The sequence below is a fragment of the Amycolatopsis orientalis DSM 43388 genome, from assembly GCF_000411975.1.
Classification (GTDB): Bacteria; Actinomycetota; Actinomycetes; order Mycobacteriales; family Pseudonocardiaceae; genus Amycolatopsis; species Amycolatopsis orientalis_D.
Map to the genome: position 1 here is coordinate 63,444 of NZ_ASXG01000169.1, position 16,467 is coordinate 79,910.

17 protein-coding genes are annotated in these 16,467 nt (G+C 70.0%); 13 read left to right on the top strand and 4 right to left on the bottom strand.

Going from position 1 to position 16,467, the window contains the following annotated elements:
• The first annotated feature begins 151 nt into the window (after nucleotides 1-151).
• Nucleotides 152-445: a co-chaperone GroES gene (groES, locus tag L942_RS35175; RefSeq protein WP_009072407.1), complete on the top strand. Its 294-nt coding sequence runs from the start codon at nucleotides 152-154 to the stop codon at nucleotides 443-445.
• A 98-nt stretch (nucleotides 446-543) separates the two neighbouring features.
• Complete coding sequence (gene groL / locus L942_RS35180) at nucleotides 544-2,157, top strand: chaperonin GroEL (RefSeq protein ID WP_037368615.1); 1,614 nt, start codon at nucleotides 544-546, stop codon at nucleotides 2,155-2,157.
• A gap of 172 nt (nucleotides 2,158-2,329) precedes the next feature.
• Here the strand turns inward: groL and L942_RS35185 are convergent, their stop codons facing one another.
• Nucleotides 2,330-3,070 carry an SDR family NAD(P)-dependent oxidoreductase gene (locus L942_RS35185; protein ID WP_037368618.1) on the bottom strand — a complete coding sequence of 247 codons (741 nt, stop codon included), beginning with the start codon at nucleotides 3,068-3,070 and terminating at the stop codon, nucleotides 2,330-2,332.
• 93 nt (nucleotides 3,071-3,163) lie between these two features.
• Here L942_RS35185 and L942_RS35190 point away from each other — a divergent pair, with 93 nt between their 5' ends.
• Entirely contained in the window at nucleotides 3,164-3,805 is a 642-nt protein-coding gene (locus L942_RS35190; protein ID WP_037368620.1) for a TetR/AcrR family transcriptional regulator, read from the top strand.
• Between the two features lie 6 nt (nucleotides 3,806-3,811).
• Here L942_RS35190 and L942_RS35195 read toward each other — a convergent pair whose 3' ends face one another.
• A complete protein-coding gene (locus L942_RS35195; protein WP_037368697.1) occupies nucleotides 3,812-4,114 on the bottom strand; it encodes a WhiB family transcriptional regulator in 303 nt (100 codons plus the stop codon).
• Between the two features lie 247 nt (nucleotides 4,115-4,361).
• Between L942_RS35195 and L942_RS35200 the strand changes: the two genes are divergently transcribed.
• The 6 genes from L942_RS35200 (at nucleotide 4,362) to L942_RS35225 (ending at nucleotide 9,460) form a co-directional block, all read left to right on the top strand.
• Nucleotides 4,362-5,267, top strand: a complete 906-nt coding sequence (locus tag L942_RS35200) for a MerR family transcriptional regulator (RefSeq protein WP_200863026.1) — start codon at nucleotides 4,362-4,364, stop codon at nucleotides 5,265-5,267.
• A 9-nt stretch (nucleotides 5,268-5,276) separates the two neighbouring features.
• Nucleotides 5,277-6,542, top strand: coding sequence for a hypothetical protein (locus L942_RS43405; protein ID WP_106965153.1), 1,266 nt, complete (start codon nucleotides 5,277-5,279; stop codon nucleotides 6,540-6,542).
• 131 nt (nucleotides 6,543-6,673) lie between these two features.
• Nucleotides 6,674-7,270, top strand: coding sequence for a response regulator transcription factor (locus L942_RS35210; RefSeq protein WP_020662719.1), 597 nt, complete (start codon nucleotides 6,674-6,676; stop codon nucleotides 7,268-7,270).
• A gap of 322 nt (nucleotides 7,271-7,592) precedes the next feature.
• Nucleotides 7,593-8,165, top strand: coding sequence for a sigma-70 family RNA polymerase sigma factor (locus L942_RS35215; protein WP_009072423.1), 573 nt, complete (start codon nucleotides 7,593-7,595; stop codon nucleotides 8,163-8,165).
• Entirely contained in the window at nucleotides 8,166-9,104 is a 939-nt protein-coding gene (locus L942_RS35220) for an anti-sigma-D factor RsdA (protein ID WP_037368626.1), read from the top strand.
• A 62-nt stretch (nucleotides 9,105-9,166) separates the two neighbouring features.
• Nucleotides 9,167-9,460, top strand: a complete 294-nt coding sequence (locus L942_RS35225; RefSeq protein ID WP_037368628.1) for a hypothetical protein — start codon at nucleotides 9,167-9,169, stop codon at nucleotides 9,458-9,460.
• Between the two features lie 120 nt (nucleotides 9,461-9,580).
• On the opposite strand, the gene L942_RS35230 is transcribed toward L942_RS35225, so the two are convergent.
• Entirely contained in the window at nucleotides 9,581-9,976 is a 396-nt protein-coding gene (locus L942_RS35230) for a DUF5319 domain-containing protein (protein ID WP_020662715.1), read from the bottom strand.
• Between the two features lie 139 nt (nucleotides 9,977-10,115).
• On the opposite strand from L942_RS35230, the gene guaB reads away from it, so the two are divergent.
• Together guaB and L942_RS35240 are read left to right on the top strand one after the other, a co-directional pair.
• Nucleotides 10,116-11,627: an IMP dehydrogenase gene (guaB, locus tag L942_RS35235; RefSeq protein ID WP_037368631.1), complete on the top strand. Its 1,512-nt coding sequence runs from the start codon at nucleotides 10,116-10,118 to the stop codon at nucleotides 11,625-11,627.
• Between the two features lie 70 nt (nucleotides 11,628-11,697).
• Nucleotides 11,698-12,129, top strand: coding sequence for a DUF3574 domain-containing protein (locus L942_RS35240; RefSeq protein ID WP_037368633.1), 432 nt, complete (start codon nucleotides 11,698-11,700; stop codon nucleotides 12,127-12,129).
• Here L942_RS35240 and L942_RS35245 read toward each other — a convergent pair.
• The gene (locus L942_RS35245; RefSeq protein WP_037368635.1) at nucleotides 12,081-13,316 is read right to left on the bottom strand and encodes an MFS transporter; all 1,236 of its coding nucleotides are present in this window, start codon (nucleotides 13,314-13,316) and stop codon (nucleotides 12,081-12,083) included. The genes L942_RS35240 and L942_RS35245 overlap by 49 nt on opposite strands.
• Before the next feature lie 171 nt (nucleotides 13,317-13,487).
• Here L942_RS35245 and L942_RS35250 point away from each other — a divergent pair, with 171 nt between their 5' ends.
• Together L942_RS35250 and L942_RS35255 are read left to right on the top strand one after the other, a co-directional pair.
• A complete protein-coding gene (locus L942_RS35250; protein ID WP_037368701.1) occupies nucleotides 13,488-14,627 on the top strand; it encodes a GuaB3 family IMP dehydrogenase-related protein in 1,140 nt (379 codons plus the stop codon).
• A gap of 124 nt (nucleotides 14,628-14,751) precedes the next feature.
• A complete protein-coding gene (locus L942_RS35255; protein WP_037368637.1) occupies nucleotides 14,752-16,458 on the top strand; it encodes a GMC family oxidoreductase in 1,707 nt (568 codons plus the stop codon).
• The last annotated feature ends 9 nt before the right edge of the window (nucleotides 16,459-16,467 follow it).

A 16,467-nucleotide genomic window follows, 5' to 3' on the forward strand; every position in this document is an offset into this window, starting at 1 on the left:
CCGGCGGACCCTCCTTGCGAAGCTGGCACTCACATGGCTAGAGTGCTAATCGAACGGCCCGGACACGCCCCGGCACCCGCGACGGCGGGGGTGGTATGAGCCGTAACCAGTCATCATGCCGACGCTTTCGACGACCGTGGAGGTCAACCCGGTGAGCGTGAACATCAAGCCGCTCGAGGACAAGATCGTTGTCCAGACGAGCGAGGCCGAGGAGACGACCGCTTCCGGCCTCGTCATCCCCGACACCGCCAAGGAGAAGCCCCAGGAGGGCAAGGTTCTGGCCGTGGGCCCGGGCCGCATCGACGACAAGGGCAACCGCGTTCCGCTGGACGTGGCTGTCGGCGACGTCGTCATCTACTCCAAGTACGGCGGCACCGAGGTCAAGTACAACGGCGAGGACTACCTGATCCTCTCCGCCCGCGACGTGCTGGCCGTCATCAACTGACGCGTCACTCGCAGCGCAAGGACGCCCCGGGCCCCGCTCATGCCGGGGTGCGGGGCGTTTTGCGTCGCACGACAACCGAAAGGTAAGCGGAAAGCGTTATGCCCAAGCAGATCAGTTTCGACGAGGACGCTCGTCGCGCGCTCGAGCGCGGGGTGAACAAGCTCGCCGACGCGGTCAAGGTCACCCTCGGCCCGCGCGGTCGCCACGTCGTCCTCGACAAGAAGTTCGGCGGCCCGACGATCACCCTCGACGGCGTCACCGTCGCCCGCGAGGTCGAACTCGACGACCCGTTCGAGAACCTCGGCGCGCAGCTCGCCAAGAGCGTCGCCACCAAGACCAACGACGTCGCCGGCGACGGCACCACCACCGCCACGGTGCTGGCCCAGTCGCTGGTTAAGCACGGCCTGAAGAACGTCGCCGCGGGCGCCAACCCGACCGCGGTCGGCAAGGGCATCGAGGCGGCCGCGGAGAAGGTCGTCGAGGTCCTCAAGGCCAAGGCCACCCCGGTCAAGGGCCGCGACAACATCGCCCAGGTCGGCACCGTCACCTCGCGCGACGCGACGATCGGCGCGCTGCTCGGCGAGGCCGTCGAGCGCGTGGGCGAGGACGGCGTGATCACCATCGAGGAGTCGTCCACGCTGGCGACCGACCTCGTGATCACCGAGGGCGTCCAGTTCGACAAGGGCTTCCTCTCGGCGCACTTCGCGACCAACCCGGAGGACCAGAAGGCGATCCTCGAGGACGCCTACGTCCTGCTGCACCGCGAGAAGATCTCGGCGCTGGCCGACCTGCTCCCGGTGCTGGAGAAGGTCGTCGAGGCGAAGAAGCCGCTGCTCATCATCGCCGAGGACGTCGACGGCGAGGCGCTGTCCACCCTCGTGGTGAACTCGCTGCGCAAGACGATCACCGCGGTCGCGGTCAAGGCCCCGTTCTTCGGCGACCGCCGCAAGGCGTTCCTGGACGACCTGGCCGTCGTCACCGGCGGCGAGGTGATCTCCGCGGAGATCGGCCGCAAGCTGTCCGAGGTCGACCTCAGCTCGCTGGGCAAGGCCCGCCGGATCGTCGTCACCAAGGACGACACGACGATCGTCGACGGCGCGGGCACCAAGGACGCCATCGCCGCGCGGACCGCGCAGATCCGCAAGGAGATCGAGACCACCGACTCCGACTGGGACCGCGAAAAGCTGCAGGAGCGGCTCGCGAAGCTCGGCGGCGGCGTGGCCGTGATCAAGGTCGGCGCGGCCACCGAGACCGAGCTGAACGAGCGCAAGCACCGCATCGAGGACGCCGTGGCTTCGACCAAGGCGGCCGTCGAAGAGGGCATCCTGCCCGGCGGCGGTTCGGCGCTGGTGCACGCGGTCAAGGAACTCGAGGGCAACCTCGGCCTGACCGGCGACGAGGCGACCGGTGTCGCCATCGTCCGCGACGCGCTCACCGCCCCGCTGCACTGGATCGCGACGAACGCGGGCCACGAGGGCGCGGTCATCGTGAACAAGGTCCAGGAACAGGGCTGGGGCCAGGGCTTCAACGCGGCCACCGGCGAACTGACCGACCTGATCGCGGCCGGCATCGTCGACCCGGTCAAGGTGACCCGCTCGGCCGTCGCGAACGCGGCGTCCATCGCCCGGCTGGTGCTCACCACGGAAAGCTCCGTGGTCGAGAAGCCGGCCGAGGAAGAGCCGGAAGCCGCTGGCCACGGGCACGCGCACTGACGCGGGCTCGTCCCGCACTCGCGGTTCGCGGGGCGGCATTCCCTTCGGGGAGTGCCGCCCCGCTTCACGTTGTGCTGTCGCCCTTTCGCGAGGCCGCCGCGATCTCGCGCTCGCCCGGAACACCTAGGCGCCCGCGGATGGTTGTCCCCACTGGAGGGTGGGGGCTGGCCGGTCAGGCGGTGAACCCTCCGTCCACCGTGATCGACGTTCCCGTCAGGTATCGCCCATCCGGACCCGCCACATATGCCACCGCGGCCGCGATGTCCGACGGATTTCCGTAGTGCCCCAAGGCGATATGCGCCAGCTGGTCCCCGGAATGCGGGCCGTCCGCCGGGTTCATCTCGGTGTCCGTCGAGCCCGGGTGGACCACCATCGCCGTGATCCCGCGCGGGCCCAGGTCGCGGGCCAAGCCCTTCGTCATCCCGACCAGCGCTGATTTGCTCGCCGAGTACAGGCTCAATCCGACGAACGGCGAGCGCTCCGCCAGGTCGCTGCCGATCGACACGATCCGGCCGCCCGGCTTCATGTGCCGCACCGCGGCTCGGGCCGCCACCAGCGGGGCCTTCACGTGGATCGCCAGGGTGCGGTCGATCGTCTCCGTGGTCAGCTCGTCGACCGGCGCCGCCGGGAACACCCCGGCGTTGTTCACCAGCACGTCCAGTCCGCCCAGTTCGGCCGCGGTCTGGTCGACCGCGCTGGTCACGGCGTCCGCGTCCGCGGCGTCCGCCTGCAGGGCCAGGCCGCGCCTGCCGAGTTTTTCGAGGGACGCGACCACGTCCGCCGCCCGGTCCGCGGCGCGTTCGTAGGTGATCGCGACGTCCGCGCCGTCCTCCGCCAGCCGGAGTGCGATCGCCGCGCCGATCCCGCGGCTTCCGCCGGTGACCAGCGCGACCTTGCCGTCCAGGGTGCCCATGCCCCACCTCTTTCTGTAGTGATGACTAAATAAATAGCCGCGTACGATGGGCTGGGTCAAGACTTCTGTAGCGCTCACTAAAGAAGGTGGTCCATGTCACCCCGCGGCCGCCCGCGCGCGTTCGACCGCGAGCGTGCGCTCACCCAGGCCATGCTGGTGTTCTGGGAGCGCGGCTACGACGGTGCGTCGCTGGCGGAGCTGACTGAGGCGATGGGGATCAAACCGCCGAGTCTGTACGCGGCCTTCGGAGACAAGGAAGCACTGTTCCGCGAAGCGATCGAGCACTACCAATCCGTGTACGGGCAGCACACGATGCGCGCGTTGACTGAAGAGCCGACAGCGCGCGCGGCGGTCGAAGCGATGCTTCGCGATAACGCTTGCGCGTACGTGGAGCCAGGCCATCCCAAGGGCTGCATGGTCGTCCTGGCGGCCACCAACTGCACGCCGGCCAACGCGTCCGTGTGGAAGTTCCTAGCCGCTTCGCGCGACGAAGTGCGCCACCGGCTTCGCGCGCGCCTTCGTCGCGGAGTCGAAGAAGGCGACCTCGCGGCCACTGTGGACATTGATGCGCTCAGTGCGCTGTACGCGACTGTCTTTTACGGACTCACCATGCAGGCGCGCGACGGCGTCAGCCTCGACTCGCTGATGACCGTCATCGACCTCGCGCTCTCGCTGTGGCCCGAAAACGGCGGAGGGGCGGCGTCCACAGTGGACACCGCCCCTTCCGCGCCGTGAGCAAAGTCAGAGGTGCGCCATGGTCAGCGCGCGTTTGTCCTGTTTGATGATGTGGTCTCGTTCCGATTCGGACAGCCCGCCCCAGATGCCGTAGGGCTCGTGCACGGCGAGCGCGTGCTTGCGGCACATCTCCAGCACCGGGCACGACAGGCAGATCGCCTTGGCCCTGGCCTCGCGCCGCGCCCTCGCCGGTCCCCGCTCGCCGTCCGGGTGGAAGAAGGAGCCGCTGTCCATCCCCCGGCACGACCCCTCCAGCTGCCAGTCCCACATGTCTGCGTTGGGGCCGGGGAGCCTGCGCGTGTCTGCCATCTTGACCGCCTCCGTCATCCGGTCGATGCCATTAGCTGCTCTGCTGTGGTGCCGATACTCCATTCGGTGCAACGGCGGTAACGTTAGAAGCGCGCCAATAGTTGTTCAATAGATCGGCGGCGATTCAGCCGTTAGGCATCCCCCAGATGTGTGAGCAGGGCTTTTGGCTCGGGTTGCCGGGAGTCCTGGCGGGCTGGATATTGACCGGGTGGGATCCGGATCAGGCGATGGAGAACCCACCCTGCCGGTGGCCTCGGTCGCCCGCCGGCTCGGTGTCGCGCCGTCCACCCTGCGTACTTGGGACCGCCGCTACGGTCTCGGTCCCAGTCGCCACACTGACGGCAGACATCGCCGCTACGGCAGCTCGGACATCGGCCGTCTCGAACTTATGCAGCGCGCGCTCCTTCGCGGCGCTTCGACGGCGGAGGCCGCGCAGTACGCGTTGGAGCAGATGCCGCGCGCGGACTTCGTGCCCGCGCCTGCCGAGCCCGCTGAAGCGACGCAGACGAAGGCGGCACCTGACGACGTCGAAGTCCCTTCGCGGCTCGCGCGTCGCTTGAGTACTGCTGCGTTGGCCATGGACGTCGGCGCGGTGCAGCGAATGCTCGTTGACGCGATCAGCGAGCTGGGTGTGCTTCAGGCGTGGGCAGGCGTGATCGACCCCGTTCTCACTGCGCTCGGTGCGCGATGGCGAGGCGTGCACGCGGGTGCGGAAGTGGAGTACCTGCTCGCCGAGTGCGTGTACGCGGCACTAGTGCGCGCGACGCCCGTCCTCGATGAGCCTCGCAACCAACGGCCAGTCCTTCTCGCGTGCGTGCCCGACGAACGGGACAACATGCCGGTGTACGCGCTCGCGGCCGCTCTCGCCGGACGGCGTATCGGTACGCAGCTTTTCGGCATCGCGCTGCCTCAAGAAGTGCTGGCGGTAGCGGTACGGCGAAGCGCACCCGCTGCGGTGGTGCTGTGGGCGAATCGGGCAGAGGCGGACCCTCGGCTCTTCGCGCGAGTCTGTCGCGGACGGCAGCGGACGCGCCTGTTCGCTTGCGGCCCAGGCTGGGATGCGGGGGCATTGCCGCCGAAGGTCGAACTGCTGGCGGATCTTTCCGCGGCGGCCGACCGCGTGGAGCACGTTCTTGTCGGTGCTCCACGCTAGAAAGGTCAGGTGGACGAAGAAGCGCTGACGGCCCTCGCGTTCGGTCCGGACGCGGAGTCGGCGGATCCGATACCTCGCGACGGCTCGCCAAGGCAACGCCTCCTGGCGGCGATCGTGCTGGGCGCGCGCGGCCGGTACGCGGCAGCTGCGGACTTGCTCGACCCGCTTCGCCGCGGCCCGGACCCGCTGACGGCTTCCCTGGCGGCGAGCACGCTCGCCTCGCATCGGCGGCAGCTGGGGGCCCACGTCGCGGCACGGAAGCTGGACGGGGAGGCGCTGCTGGCGGTCGGACTGAGCTGGCCGCGAGTGGACGGATCGGGGCCGGGTTCGTCCGCAGCCCGTTCGCGATCAGTGGCCTCGTCTCTCGACGCGTCGGGCCTGGTCGCGTCCGCGGACGCTTCGGGTGGGCGAGATTGTCCGGCCGCAGCCCGTTCGCGGCTGGTGGCCTCGTCTCTCGACGCGTCGGGCCCGGTTGCATCCGCGGCCACCCCGCGCGGGCGAGATCGTCGGTCCGCAGCCCATTCGCGGCTGGTGGCTTCGTCTCTCGACGAGTCGAGCCGGGTCGCATCCGCGGACGCTTCGGGCGGGCGAGATCGTCCGTCCGCAGCCCGTTCGCAACCGGTGGCCTCGTCTCTCGACGCGTCGGGCCCGGTTGCATCCGCGGCCACCCCGCGCGGGCGGGATCGTCCGTCCGAGGCGCTTCCTGGGCCGGGCAGCCTCGGCGCGTCCGCCGAAGACCCGCACGGGCTGGACCTTCCCGGCGCCCGAGCCGACGCCCTGCTCGGCCTGGCCGCGGACAACCTCGCCCTCGGCCGCATCTCCGCCGCCCGTCGCCTGGCCGTCCGGGCCGCTCAAGCCGACCGTCGCTGGCGGGCGACCGTTCGCGGCGGCTGGGTGGGCGCCGAGATCGAACTCGCCGACGGGAACCCCGAAGCGGCCGTCGCCCCCGCCCGGCTGGCCTACGAAACCGCGGTGGCCCGGCACGCTCGGCGACATATCGTGAAGTCCAGCATCGTTCTCGGCGTCGCCCTGCTCGCGGCCGGGCAAGAGGGCGCGCGGGAACTCGTTCTCGCGGCCGCCGCCGACGCCGAAAAATACGAACTCGATTCACTTAATTGGGTGGCTGCTCGCGTCGCCGCTGATGTGGACCCCGACCGGGCGGAGGAGTATCGATTCAGGAGCCAGCAGGTGTTGCACGCAGTGTTACGGCACACGGATCCTTGTGTGATGCGCATCGCACAGGAATCGCCATGGGTGCCTGTCGGACCCGGGTAGGCCTGCGGGAACGGGCGTTCCGGCATCCGGGCTAAGAAACTTCAAAAAAAGCCACCGGATCGTGTCAAGGTTCGGGCTAAAGCGTCCGATAGGGGAAGTGGAATGTCACCCGGCTGCAGGAAGGAAACCCCGTGACGACGGTCTTGATCTGCGACGACCGACGCAGTGTCCGCGAAGGGCTCACCCGTGTGATGTCCGCGGTGCCTGGGGTCAGTCGCATCGACTGCGTAGCGCACGGTGACGAGCTGCTGGCCCGGTACACCCGTCAGCCGGTCGACGTCGTGCTGGTCGGAACGCAACGCGCGGTCCCGACGGGCGTCGAGGCCACCCGCCGGCTCGTCTCCGCGAACCCCCAGGCGAACGTCATCGTCTTCGGCGCCCCGGACGACGCGGGCAGCATCGCGGCCGCCATCGCCGGCGGAGCGCGCGGCTACCTGCGCTGGGACGCCTCGCGGCCCGAACTGGTCGCCGCGCTGGCGCACACCCTGGCCAGCACCTCGGTGCCCGCGCCGCGGCAGCCGTCCGACCCGGGCGTGCAGCTCACCGAGCGCGAGCTGCAGGTGCTGCGCGGCATGAGCCAGGGCAAGAGCAACGGCCAGATCGGCCGCGAGCTGTACCTCTCCGAGGACACGGTCAAGACGCACGCGCGGCGGCTGTTCCGCAAGCTCGGCGTCCGCGACCGCGCGCAGGCCGTGGCGCACGGCTTCCGCCGCGGTCTCGTGTCCTGACCGAGGCCGGGCAAGCCAACACGGGACTTCCGATCCGATTCCCGCGGTGACGAACGGGCCAGGGCTGCCAGCCCTGGCCCGTACCTGTTGTCCTGGCTCCCGCTCTCGTGCCTCGCCCGCGTCCCCACCGCGTGACGGCACTGCCCCACCCCGTCTGCCTGCGACAATCGCCGCCCGGCCGCGCCCGGCGCGCCGGTCACCACCTCTGGCGGTTGTCTGGTAGGACTCCGACGGTACGGTAGCTGTGACCGGCGCTGGACGGGGACGACCACGCGCCGGATTCTTTGCACGCCTACACGTAACGCTGGGACTGTTGTCTGCGATGGCCACTGTGGGGGATGGACTGGACGAGCCGGTCGCCGCCGCTGTCGAGGGAGACCCTCAGGCAGTGGAACGGTTGCTGGCCGCCATTCGTCCCCTTGTGGTGCGGTATTGCCGCGCCCGGGTTGGCAGGCAGGAGCGTTCGTTCGCTTCGGCAGACGACGTTGCGCAGGAGGTGTGTCTCGCGGTGCTTACGGCCTTGCCTTCGTACCGTGACCAGGGCCGCCCCTTTCTGGCGTTCGTCTACGGCATCGCCCAGCACAAGGTGGCCGACGCGCATCGCGCCGCGGCCCGCAACCGGGCGGAGCCGGTCGCCGAGATCCCGGACGAGATCGAGGGCGGCGTCGGCCCGGAGCAACGTGCTCTGCAGGGTGAGCTGAACGAGCGGATGGCGCAGTTGCTGCAGGTGCTGCCGGACAAACAGCGGGAAATCGTCGTTCTGCGGGTCGTGGTCGGACTGTCGGCGGAGGAGACGGCGGAAGCCGTCGGTTCCACGCCGGGTGCGGTCCGCGTCGCCCAGCACCGGGCGCTCGCCCGGCTGCGCAAGGTGCTTGCCGCCGAGGAGGTGATCTGAGTGACCGATCGCGAAGACCGGGACAGAGACCTGTCACCTTCCGCGCAGGCCAGCGGCCTGACCGGGTACGAAGCGGAAGCCGATGGCGACCTCACGGCCATCCAGGCCGACGACGCGCTGCTCGACGCGCTCGGCGGGACCGATCCGGCTGTCGCCGACGGGCTCGGAGACCAGGAACTGAACGCGCTGCTGCTCGCGTGGCGCCGCGACATCGACAGCGAGCCGCTCGCCGAGCTGGTGGACGTGGACACCGCGGTCACCACGGTGAAGACCGCCACGCTGGCGCGCAAGCACCAAAGCCGCGGCCGGCGCCGCCGCTATCTCGTGCCGGTGGCCGCCGCGTGCGCCGCCGCCGCGATCGCCTTCACCGGCACCGGGCTCGCCGCCCGGGACGCCCAGCCCGGCGACACGCTGTGGGGCCTCACGAAGGTGCTCTACGCCGACCACGCCCGCTCCGTCGAGGCCGCCGCCGCGGCGAAGCTCGACCTGGAGAAGGCGAACCTGGCGCTGGCCGACAACCGGCTCGCGGACGCCCGGCGCGCGCTCGCCGACGCGCAGGCCGCGCTCAACCAGGTCACCGACGCGGACAACCGCAACCAGCTCCTGCAGCAGCATCGCGAACTGGCCGCTCAGCTCGGCCAGCCGACGGCCCCGCCCGCGGACCAGAAGCCGTCGTCGCCGCCCGCCGTCCCGCCGGCGCACGACCCGGTCAGCAGCGCGGCGCAGCCGCCCGGCCAGTCGACCTCGCTGCCGGGCACCGGGCACACCAACAACCCGCCGCCGGCCACCTCGGTCACGCCGCTGCCGCCGGTCACGTCCACCCCCAGCTCGCCGCCGCCGTCGCCGAGCGCCACCCCGAACGATCCGGGCACGGGCAGCAGCCCGCGCAACGAGTCGTCGCAGGGGGTTCAGGCCCCGAACGGCACCAGCGGCTCCTAGGTTTTCCGAAGGTCCCGGCACGGACAGTGCCGGGACCTTTTTCGTTTCGACGGGGAGGCGCGATGCTGGTTTTCGGGGAGCCCTACGAGACTTCTCAGGGGACGGTGCTGATCACGGTCACCCGGCAAGCCCGCCGAGGCGGGCCGGGACGTGCGGTGGGGCTGTACACGGTCAACGCGGACGGCGTGACCTGGACTCCCGCCGTGGACCAGGGGCGGATCTCCCTGGTCGCCGCGTGCACCGGGCTCGTGGCCGCGGCGTTTTCGACGCTGGCCATGGTGCTCCGCCCGCCGTGGCCGAATCTGACCGAGCGGGCGATGATCGCGCAGGCCGAGAGCGCGAAACACCGCCGCTGACCGGGGTTGTCCACAAGTCGACATGCCTGTGGACAACACTTGTGGACAACTTGTGCACACGCGAAGAAGGTCCTGGTGGGCAAGCTCACCAGGACCTTCTTGATTCGCGGTGCGTAAAGCTCAGTACGCGCTTTCGTTCGCGGTGACGCCGTCCGCGAAACCGCGGCAGTAGTCCCAGCTCACGTAGTCGGCCGGGTTCGGGTCGAAGGCCGGCTCGTGCGGGCGCATCCGGCCGTCGGACAGCAGCTGTTCGAGGCTCGCCCGCAGCAGCGTCCAGTCGTGGTAGTGGGGTTCGTCGCACTCTCCGCAGTCGACCACGATGCCGCGAACCCCGCGCGGCTCCAGCAGAGCCTGGTACACGGCGAGGTCGGACAGGTCGGCCAGCAGCTCGGTGCGCTCGTCCGCGCTGATCGGCTCTTCCAGGTGGTCGTCGGGGTCGGGGATGGCCCGGGCCGGATCGTCCGGGTCGTCCGCGAACGGATCGGGGGGCAACACATCGTGCGGCACGGCCTGCACGCTACCCGCCGGGCCACCCGCCCGGGCCGGGGCCCCGGCCCGGATATCATGAGGGGAAGGCCCGACCACCCTCGGCCCACGCCCGGCACCGCTGCCCGCGACTCCAGCCCACTCCCGCCAGGAAGGCCCTTCGCCCCTCATGACCAGCGAAAGCATCACCCCCGCAGTGCCCAGCAAGTTCGCGATGCTCGGCTTGACCTTCGACGACGTGCTGCTGCTGCCCGCGGAATCGGACGTGGTGCCCAGCGCGGTGGACACGAGCACGCAGCTCACCCGCAACATCAAGCTCAACATTCCACTGGTCTCCGCCGCGATGGACACGGTCACCGAGGCGCGGATGGCGATCGCCATGGCGCGCCAGGGCGGGATCGGCGTGCTGCAGCGCAACCTGCCGATCGAGGAGCAGGCGGCGGCGGTCGAGGTCGTGAAGCGGTCCGAGGCGGGCATGGTCACCGACCCGGTCACCTGCTCCCCGGACGACACGCTCGCCGAGGTCGACGCGCTGTGCGCGCGGTTCCGGATCTCCGGGGTCCCGGTCACCGACGCCTCCGGCGCGCTCGTGGGCATCATCACCAACCGCGACATGCGGTTCGAGGTCGACCACACCCGCCTGGTGAGCGAGGTCATGACGAAGCCGCCGCTGGTGACGGCTCAGGTGGGCGTCACCGCGGAGGCCGCGCTGGGGCTGCTGCGGCGGCACAAGATCGAGAAGCTGCCGATCGTCGACGGCGCGGGCAAGCTGCGCGGCCTGATCACGGTCAAGGACTTCGTGAAGACCGAGCAGTACCCGCGGGCTTCGAAGGACCCGGACGGCCGCCTCATCGTCGGCGCCGCGGTCGGCGTCGGCCCGGACGGGCACAAGCGCGCGATGGCGCTGGCCGAGGCGGGCGTGGACGTGCTGATGGTCGACACCGCGCACGGCCACTCTCGCGCGGTCGTGGACACCGTGCGGCTGCTGAAGAAGGAACTGGGCGACACCGTCGACATCGTCGGCGGCAACGTGGCCACGCGGGCCGGGGCGCAGGCGCTGGTGGACGCGGGCGTGGACGGCGTGAAGGTCGGCGTCGGGCCGGGCTCGATCTGCACCACGCGGATCGTGGCGGGCGTGGGCGTGCCGCAGATCTCCGCGATCTACGAGGCGGACCAGGCCTGCCGTCCGGCGGGCATCCCGGTGATCGGCGACGGCGGCATCCAGTACTCCGGCGACATCGCGAAGGCCATCGCGGCCGGTGCGTCCACCGTCATGCTGGGCAGCCTGCTCGCGGGCACCGCCGAGTCGCCCGGCGACCTGATTCTGGTCAACGGCAAGCAGTTCAAGGTCTACCGCGGCATGGGCTCGCTGGGGGCGATGCAGTCGCGCGGCGAGGCGAAGTCGTACTCCAAGGACCGCTACGCCCAGGACGACGTGCTCAACGAGGACAAGCTGGTGCCGGAGGGCATCGAGGGCCGGATCCCGTTCCGCGGTCCGCTCTCGAACGTCGTCCACCAGCTCGTCGGCGGCCTGCGCGCGGGCATGGGCTACGCGGGCGCCGAGACGATCGCGGCGATGCAGGAGGCGCAGCTGGTCCGGATCACCGCGGCCGGGCTGAAGGAAAGCCACCCGCACGACATCACCATGACGGTCGAGGCGCCGAACTACACGACCCGCTGATCGGCCCTGTTCGCCCGCTCCGCCTCCCCGCCACACTGGATCTCCAGGTGCCGGCGAGAGGAGCGGGCGAATGCGGTTTTCCCGGAGGTTCGTGCTGACCGCGGCCGCGGCGATGGTGCTTGGTGCCGGGGGAGGAGCTGCGGTCGCTTCCGCGGCCACCCCGGACTCGCCGGACAGCTCGCTGTGGAAACGCACCGAGCTGTACTTCGGCACCGCGAAGCCCGGCGGCGGGGAAGTCAGCGAGAAGGAGTTCGCGGACTTCTCGGCGAAGGACATCACTCCGCGTTTTCCGGACGGTTTCACGCAGCTCGAGAGCACTGGGCAGTGGCGGTCCGGCGACGGCAAGGTCGTCCGGGAGCATTCGATCGTGCTCGTCGTGCTGTATCCGCCGACGAATCAGCACGCGAACGACGACCTCGAACAGATCCGCACTGACTACCGGCACCTGTTCGATCAGGAATCCGTGTTGCGCACCGATTCCACCGCGCGAGTCTCGTTCTGAGCGCGGTTCCAGCCGAGCAGCAGCAACGGCGTCGCCAGCATCAGCGCGCCCGCCAGTCCGAGTGCGCCGCGCGTGCCGAGCCACGTCGCGACCAAACCCCACAGCAGCGTCAGGCCGGCAGTGCTGGCGCTGCTGCTGATCCGCCACGCGGAGAGCATCCGGCTCACGTAGCCGTCTTCGGTTTCTTCGAGGCGGTACGTCGCGAGCACTGTGTTGTACGCCGCCGCGCAGACGATCAGGCCGAACTCCACCGCCATCACCCAGAACAGCCCGCCGATCCCCGGCGGCACGAACGCCAGCAGCACGACCCAGCACGTCCGGACCGTGCCGATGATCGGCAGCAGTCGCACGCGGCCGTAGCGCGGCACCAGCTGCCGGGCGAGCCGGGAGCCGACCAGACCGCCGAGGCACGGGACGCCGAACGCGAGCCCGTACTGCCAGGTCGGCAGGCCGAGTTCGCCCAGCAGGAGCACCGCCAGCACTGGCGAGGTGGCCATGATCAGGCCGTTGACCAGGCAGGAGTTGAGGAATAGCTTCCGCAGCCGGGCGTGCCGGAACACGTAGCGCCAGCCTTCGACGAGGTCGGCGGCGCGGAAGGCAGCAGGCCGGGCTGGTCGGGGCTCGCGGGTGCGGATCGTCGAGATCGAGAGCGCGGACAGCAGGTAGCTGAACGTGTCCAGGAGGACGGTGGCCAGCGGGCCGAAGAACCCGATCGCCGCACCGCCCGCCGGCGGGCCGAGCGCGGTCGCGGTCCACAGCGTGGTCTCGAACCGGCCGTTGGCGGTCAGCAGGTCTGGACCAGTCTCGAGTGACTTCAGATACGCGCCGCTCGCCGAGGTGAACGCGATGTTCGCCGCGGCCACGAGCACGGATACCGCCACGAGCTGGGCGAACGTCAGCAGGCCGAGCAGGTGCGCGGGCAGCAGTGTGAGCAAGGCGGCGAACCGGACGAGGTCCATCGCGATCAGCACCGGGCGTTTCCGGCGGAATTCCACCCACGGGCCGAGCGGCAGCGCGGCCAGCGAGCCCGCCGCCAGCCCGGCTCCGGCCAGCAGCGACACCTGCGCGGCACTGCTGTGCAGCACCCGCACGGCGATGATCGAGAAGGCGTCGAGGGCGAAGTAAGTGCCCGCGATGCTGACCGCGTAGGCCAGCCAGAGTCGGTGAAAGTCCTTGCCCAGCGCCAAATCCGTCCCCCTCGTCCAGCCGGGGAGCCAACCATCCGCCCGAGCCGGTGGCAAACAACCGCACGCACAACCGGTGGTTGTCGCCACCGCTACGGTCCCCCGCGCGCAGGTCACCCGCGCCGACTCGCGACAATGGACGGCGAAGGCGGCAGGCGCGAGAAGGGACATCACGTGCGGGATCTGGTCGAGATCGGCATGGGCCGCACCGCGCGGCGGGCGTATGACCTCGATGACGTGGAGATCGTGCCGTCGCGGCGGACGCGGTCCTCGTCGGTGGTGTCCACTGCCTGGCAGATCGATGCGTACCGGTTCGACTTGCCGCTGGTCACCCACCCGACCGACGCGATCGTGTCGCCGGGGACCGCGGTGGCGATCGGCGAACTGGGCGGCCTCGGCGTGCTCAACGCCGAAGGGCTCTGGGCCCGGCACGCGAACGTCGAGGAAGCGATCTTCCGCCTCGTCCGCGCGGCCGAGGACAGCGACGACCCGGCGGCGGTCGTGCGCGAGCTGCAGGAGCTGCACTCCGCGCCGATCCGGCTCGACCTGCTGACCGAGGCGATCAAGACGGTCCGCGAATCGGGCGTGACGGTCGCCGCGCGGGTCAGCCCGCAGCACGCCGCCGAGCTGACGCCGGACCTGATCGCGGCGGGCGTCGAGATCCTGGTCGTGCAGGGCACGATCATCTCCGCCGAGCACGTGCAGCGCGACGCGGAACCGCTCAACCTCAAGGAGTTCATCGGCCGGCTCGACGTGCCGGTGATCGCGGGCGGCGTGAGCGACTACCGCACGGCCATGCACCTGATGCGCACCGGCGCGGCGGGCGTCATCGTCGGCCACGGCTACACCGAGGGCGTCACCAGCACCGACCGCGTGCTTGGCATCGGCACGCCGATGGCGACCGCGATCGTGGACGCGGCCGCCGCCCGCCGCGACTACCTGGACGAGACCGGCGGCCGGTACGTGCACGTCCTCGCCGACGGCGGCATCACCACCTCCGGCGACATCGCGAAGGCGATCGCCTGCGGCGCGGACGCGGTCATGCTCGGCGCCCCGCTGGCGACCGCGTCGGACGCGCCGGGCCAGGGCCTGTACTGGACCGCCGCGGCGGCGCACCCGTCGCTGCCGCGCTCGCGCGTGGTGGCCGGCCCGGACTCGGACTACGCGGTGGACCTGAAGACGCTGCTGTTCGGCCCCTCCTCGGATGCGGAGGGCGTGGTGAACCTCTTCGGCGCGCTGCGTCGCGCGATGGCGAAGACGGGGTACTCGGACCTGAAGGAGTTCCAGCGCGTCGGACTGACCGTGCGCGGCTGACGTTTTTCTCGACGGGCCCGTCGGGGGAATCTCCCGTGGCGGGCCCGTTGCTGTGCCCGGGTGATGTAACCCGTCAGTAACTTACCTCTGGTCAGCCGGACCTCCGGGGGTTACCCTCCTACGTGTGACTGCCAGTAACACCACCACCGCGCGGCAAGAACCCGACTACGACGTCCTCGTGGTCGGTTCCGGGTTCGGCGGCAGCGTCGCGGCGTTGCGGCTGACCGAGAAGGGCTACCGCGTCGCGGTGGTCGAGGCGGGCCGGAGGTTCGCCGACGACGAGTTCGCCAAGACGTCCTGGGATCTCAAGCGCTACCTGTGGGCCCCGCAGCTCGGCTGTTACGGCATCCAGCGCATCCACATGCTCAACGACGTGATGGTGCTGGCCGGCGCGGGCGTCGGCGGCGGTTCGCTGGTGTACGCGAACACGCTGTACCGGCCGCTCAAGCCGTTCTACAAAGACCGGCAGTGGGCGCACATCACCGACTGGGAAAGCGAACTCGCGCCGCATTACGACCAGGCCAGCCGCATGCTCGGCGTCGTCACGAACCCGACGATCACGCCGTCCGACGTGGTGATGCGGGACGTCGCGAAGAAGATGGGCGTCGAGGATTCGTTCCATGCCACGCCGGTCGGCGTGTATTTCGGCAAGCCGGGCGAGACGGTGAAGGACCCGTATTTCGGCGGTGCCGGGCCGGATCGGGTCGGGTGCACCGAATGCGGTTCGTGCATGACCGGTTGTCGCGTCGGCGCGAAGAACACACTGGTGAAGAACTATCTGTACCTCGCGGAAAAAGACGGCGCACAAGTCATTCCGCTGACCACGGTGACGTCGGTAAGCCCGCGCAGCAACGGTTACGCGATCACACTGCAAAAGACCGGGACGCGTTCGCGGCGGTTCCGGACGACGGTCACGGCGTCGCAGGTGGTGTTCGCCGCGGGTACCTGGGGCACGCAGAACCTGTTGCACCGCATGAAGGACACGGGTGCGCTGCCGAACTTGTCGCAGCGGCTCGGGGAACTGACCCGGACGAACTCCGAAGCCATTATCGGCGCGGCACGGACCACTGTGGACCCGGAACAAGACTTCAGCCGCGGCGTCGCGATCACCTCGTCGATTCATCCGGACGAAAACACGCACATCGAACCGGTGCGTTACGGCAAGGGCAGCAACGCGATGAGCCTGCTGCAAACCGTTGCCACTGACGGGTCTTCGCGCGTTCCGCGCTGGCGGCAAGCGCTTGCGTTCCTGGTCAAGCACCCGGTGCAGTCGGCGAAACTGCTGAACGCGTACCGGTGGAGCGAGCGCACGGTGATTCTGCTGGTGATGCAGAGCCTCGACAATTCCATCACCACCTACACCCGGCGCGGCCTGTTCGGGCGGCGGAAGTACACGTCGAAACAGGGCCACGGCGAGCCGAACCCGAGCTTCATCCCGGCCGGGCACGAGGCGAACATCCTTACCGCGGAACGGATCGGCGGCATGCCGGGCGGTACCTGGGGCGAGGTGTTCGACATCCCGCTCACCGCGCACTTCATCGGCGGCGTGCCGATCGGCGACAGTGCCGACACCGGCGTGATCGACCCGTACCACCGGGTTTACGGCTACCCCGGACTGTCCGTTGTGGACGGTTCGGCGATCACCGCGAACCTCGGCGTGAACCCGTCGCTCACCATCGCCGCGCAAGCCGAACGGGCCTTCTCGTTCTGGCCCAACAAGGGAGAGGCCGACCAGCGGCCGGAGCAGAGCAGCGGGTACGCCCGGATGGAGCCGGTCGCGCCGAAGAACCCGGCGGTTCCGGCGAACGCGCCCGCGGCACTGCGCCGCTGACCTAAGATC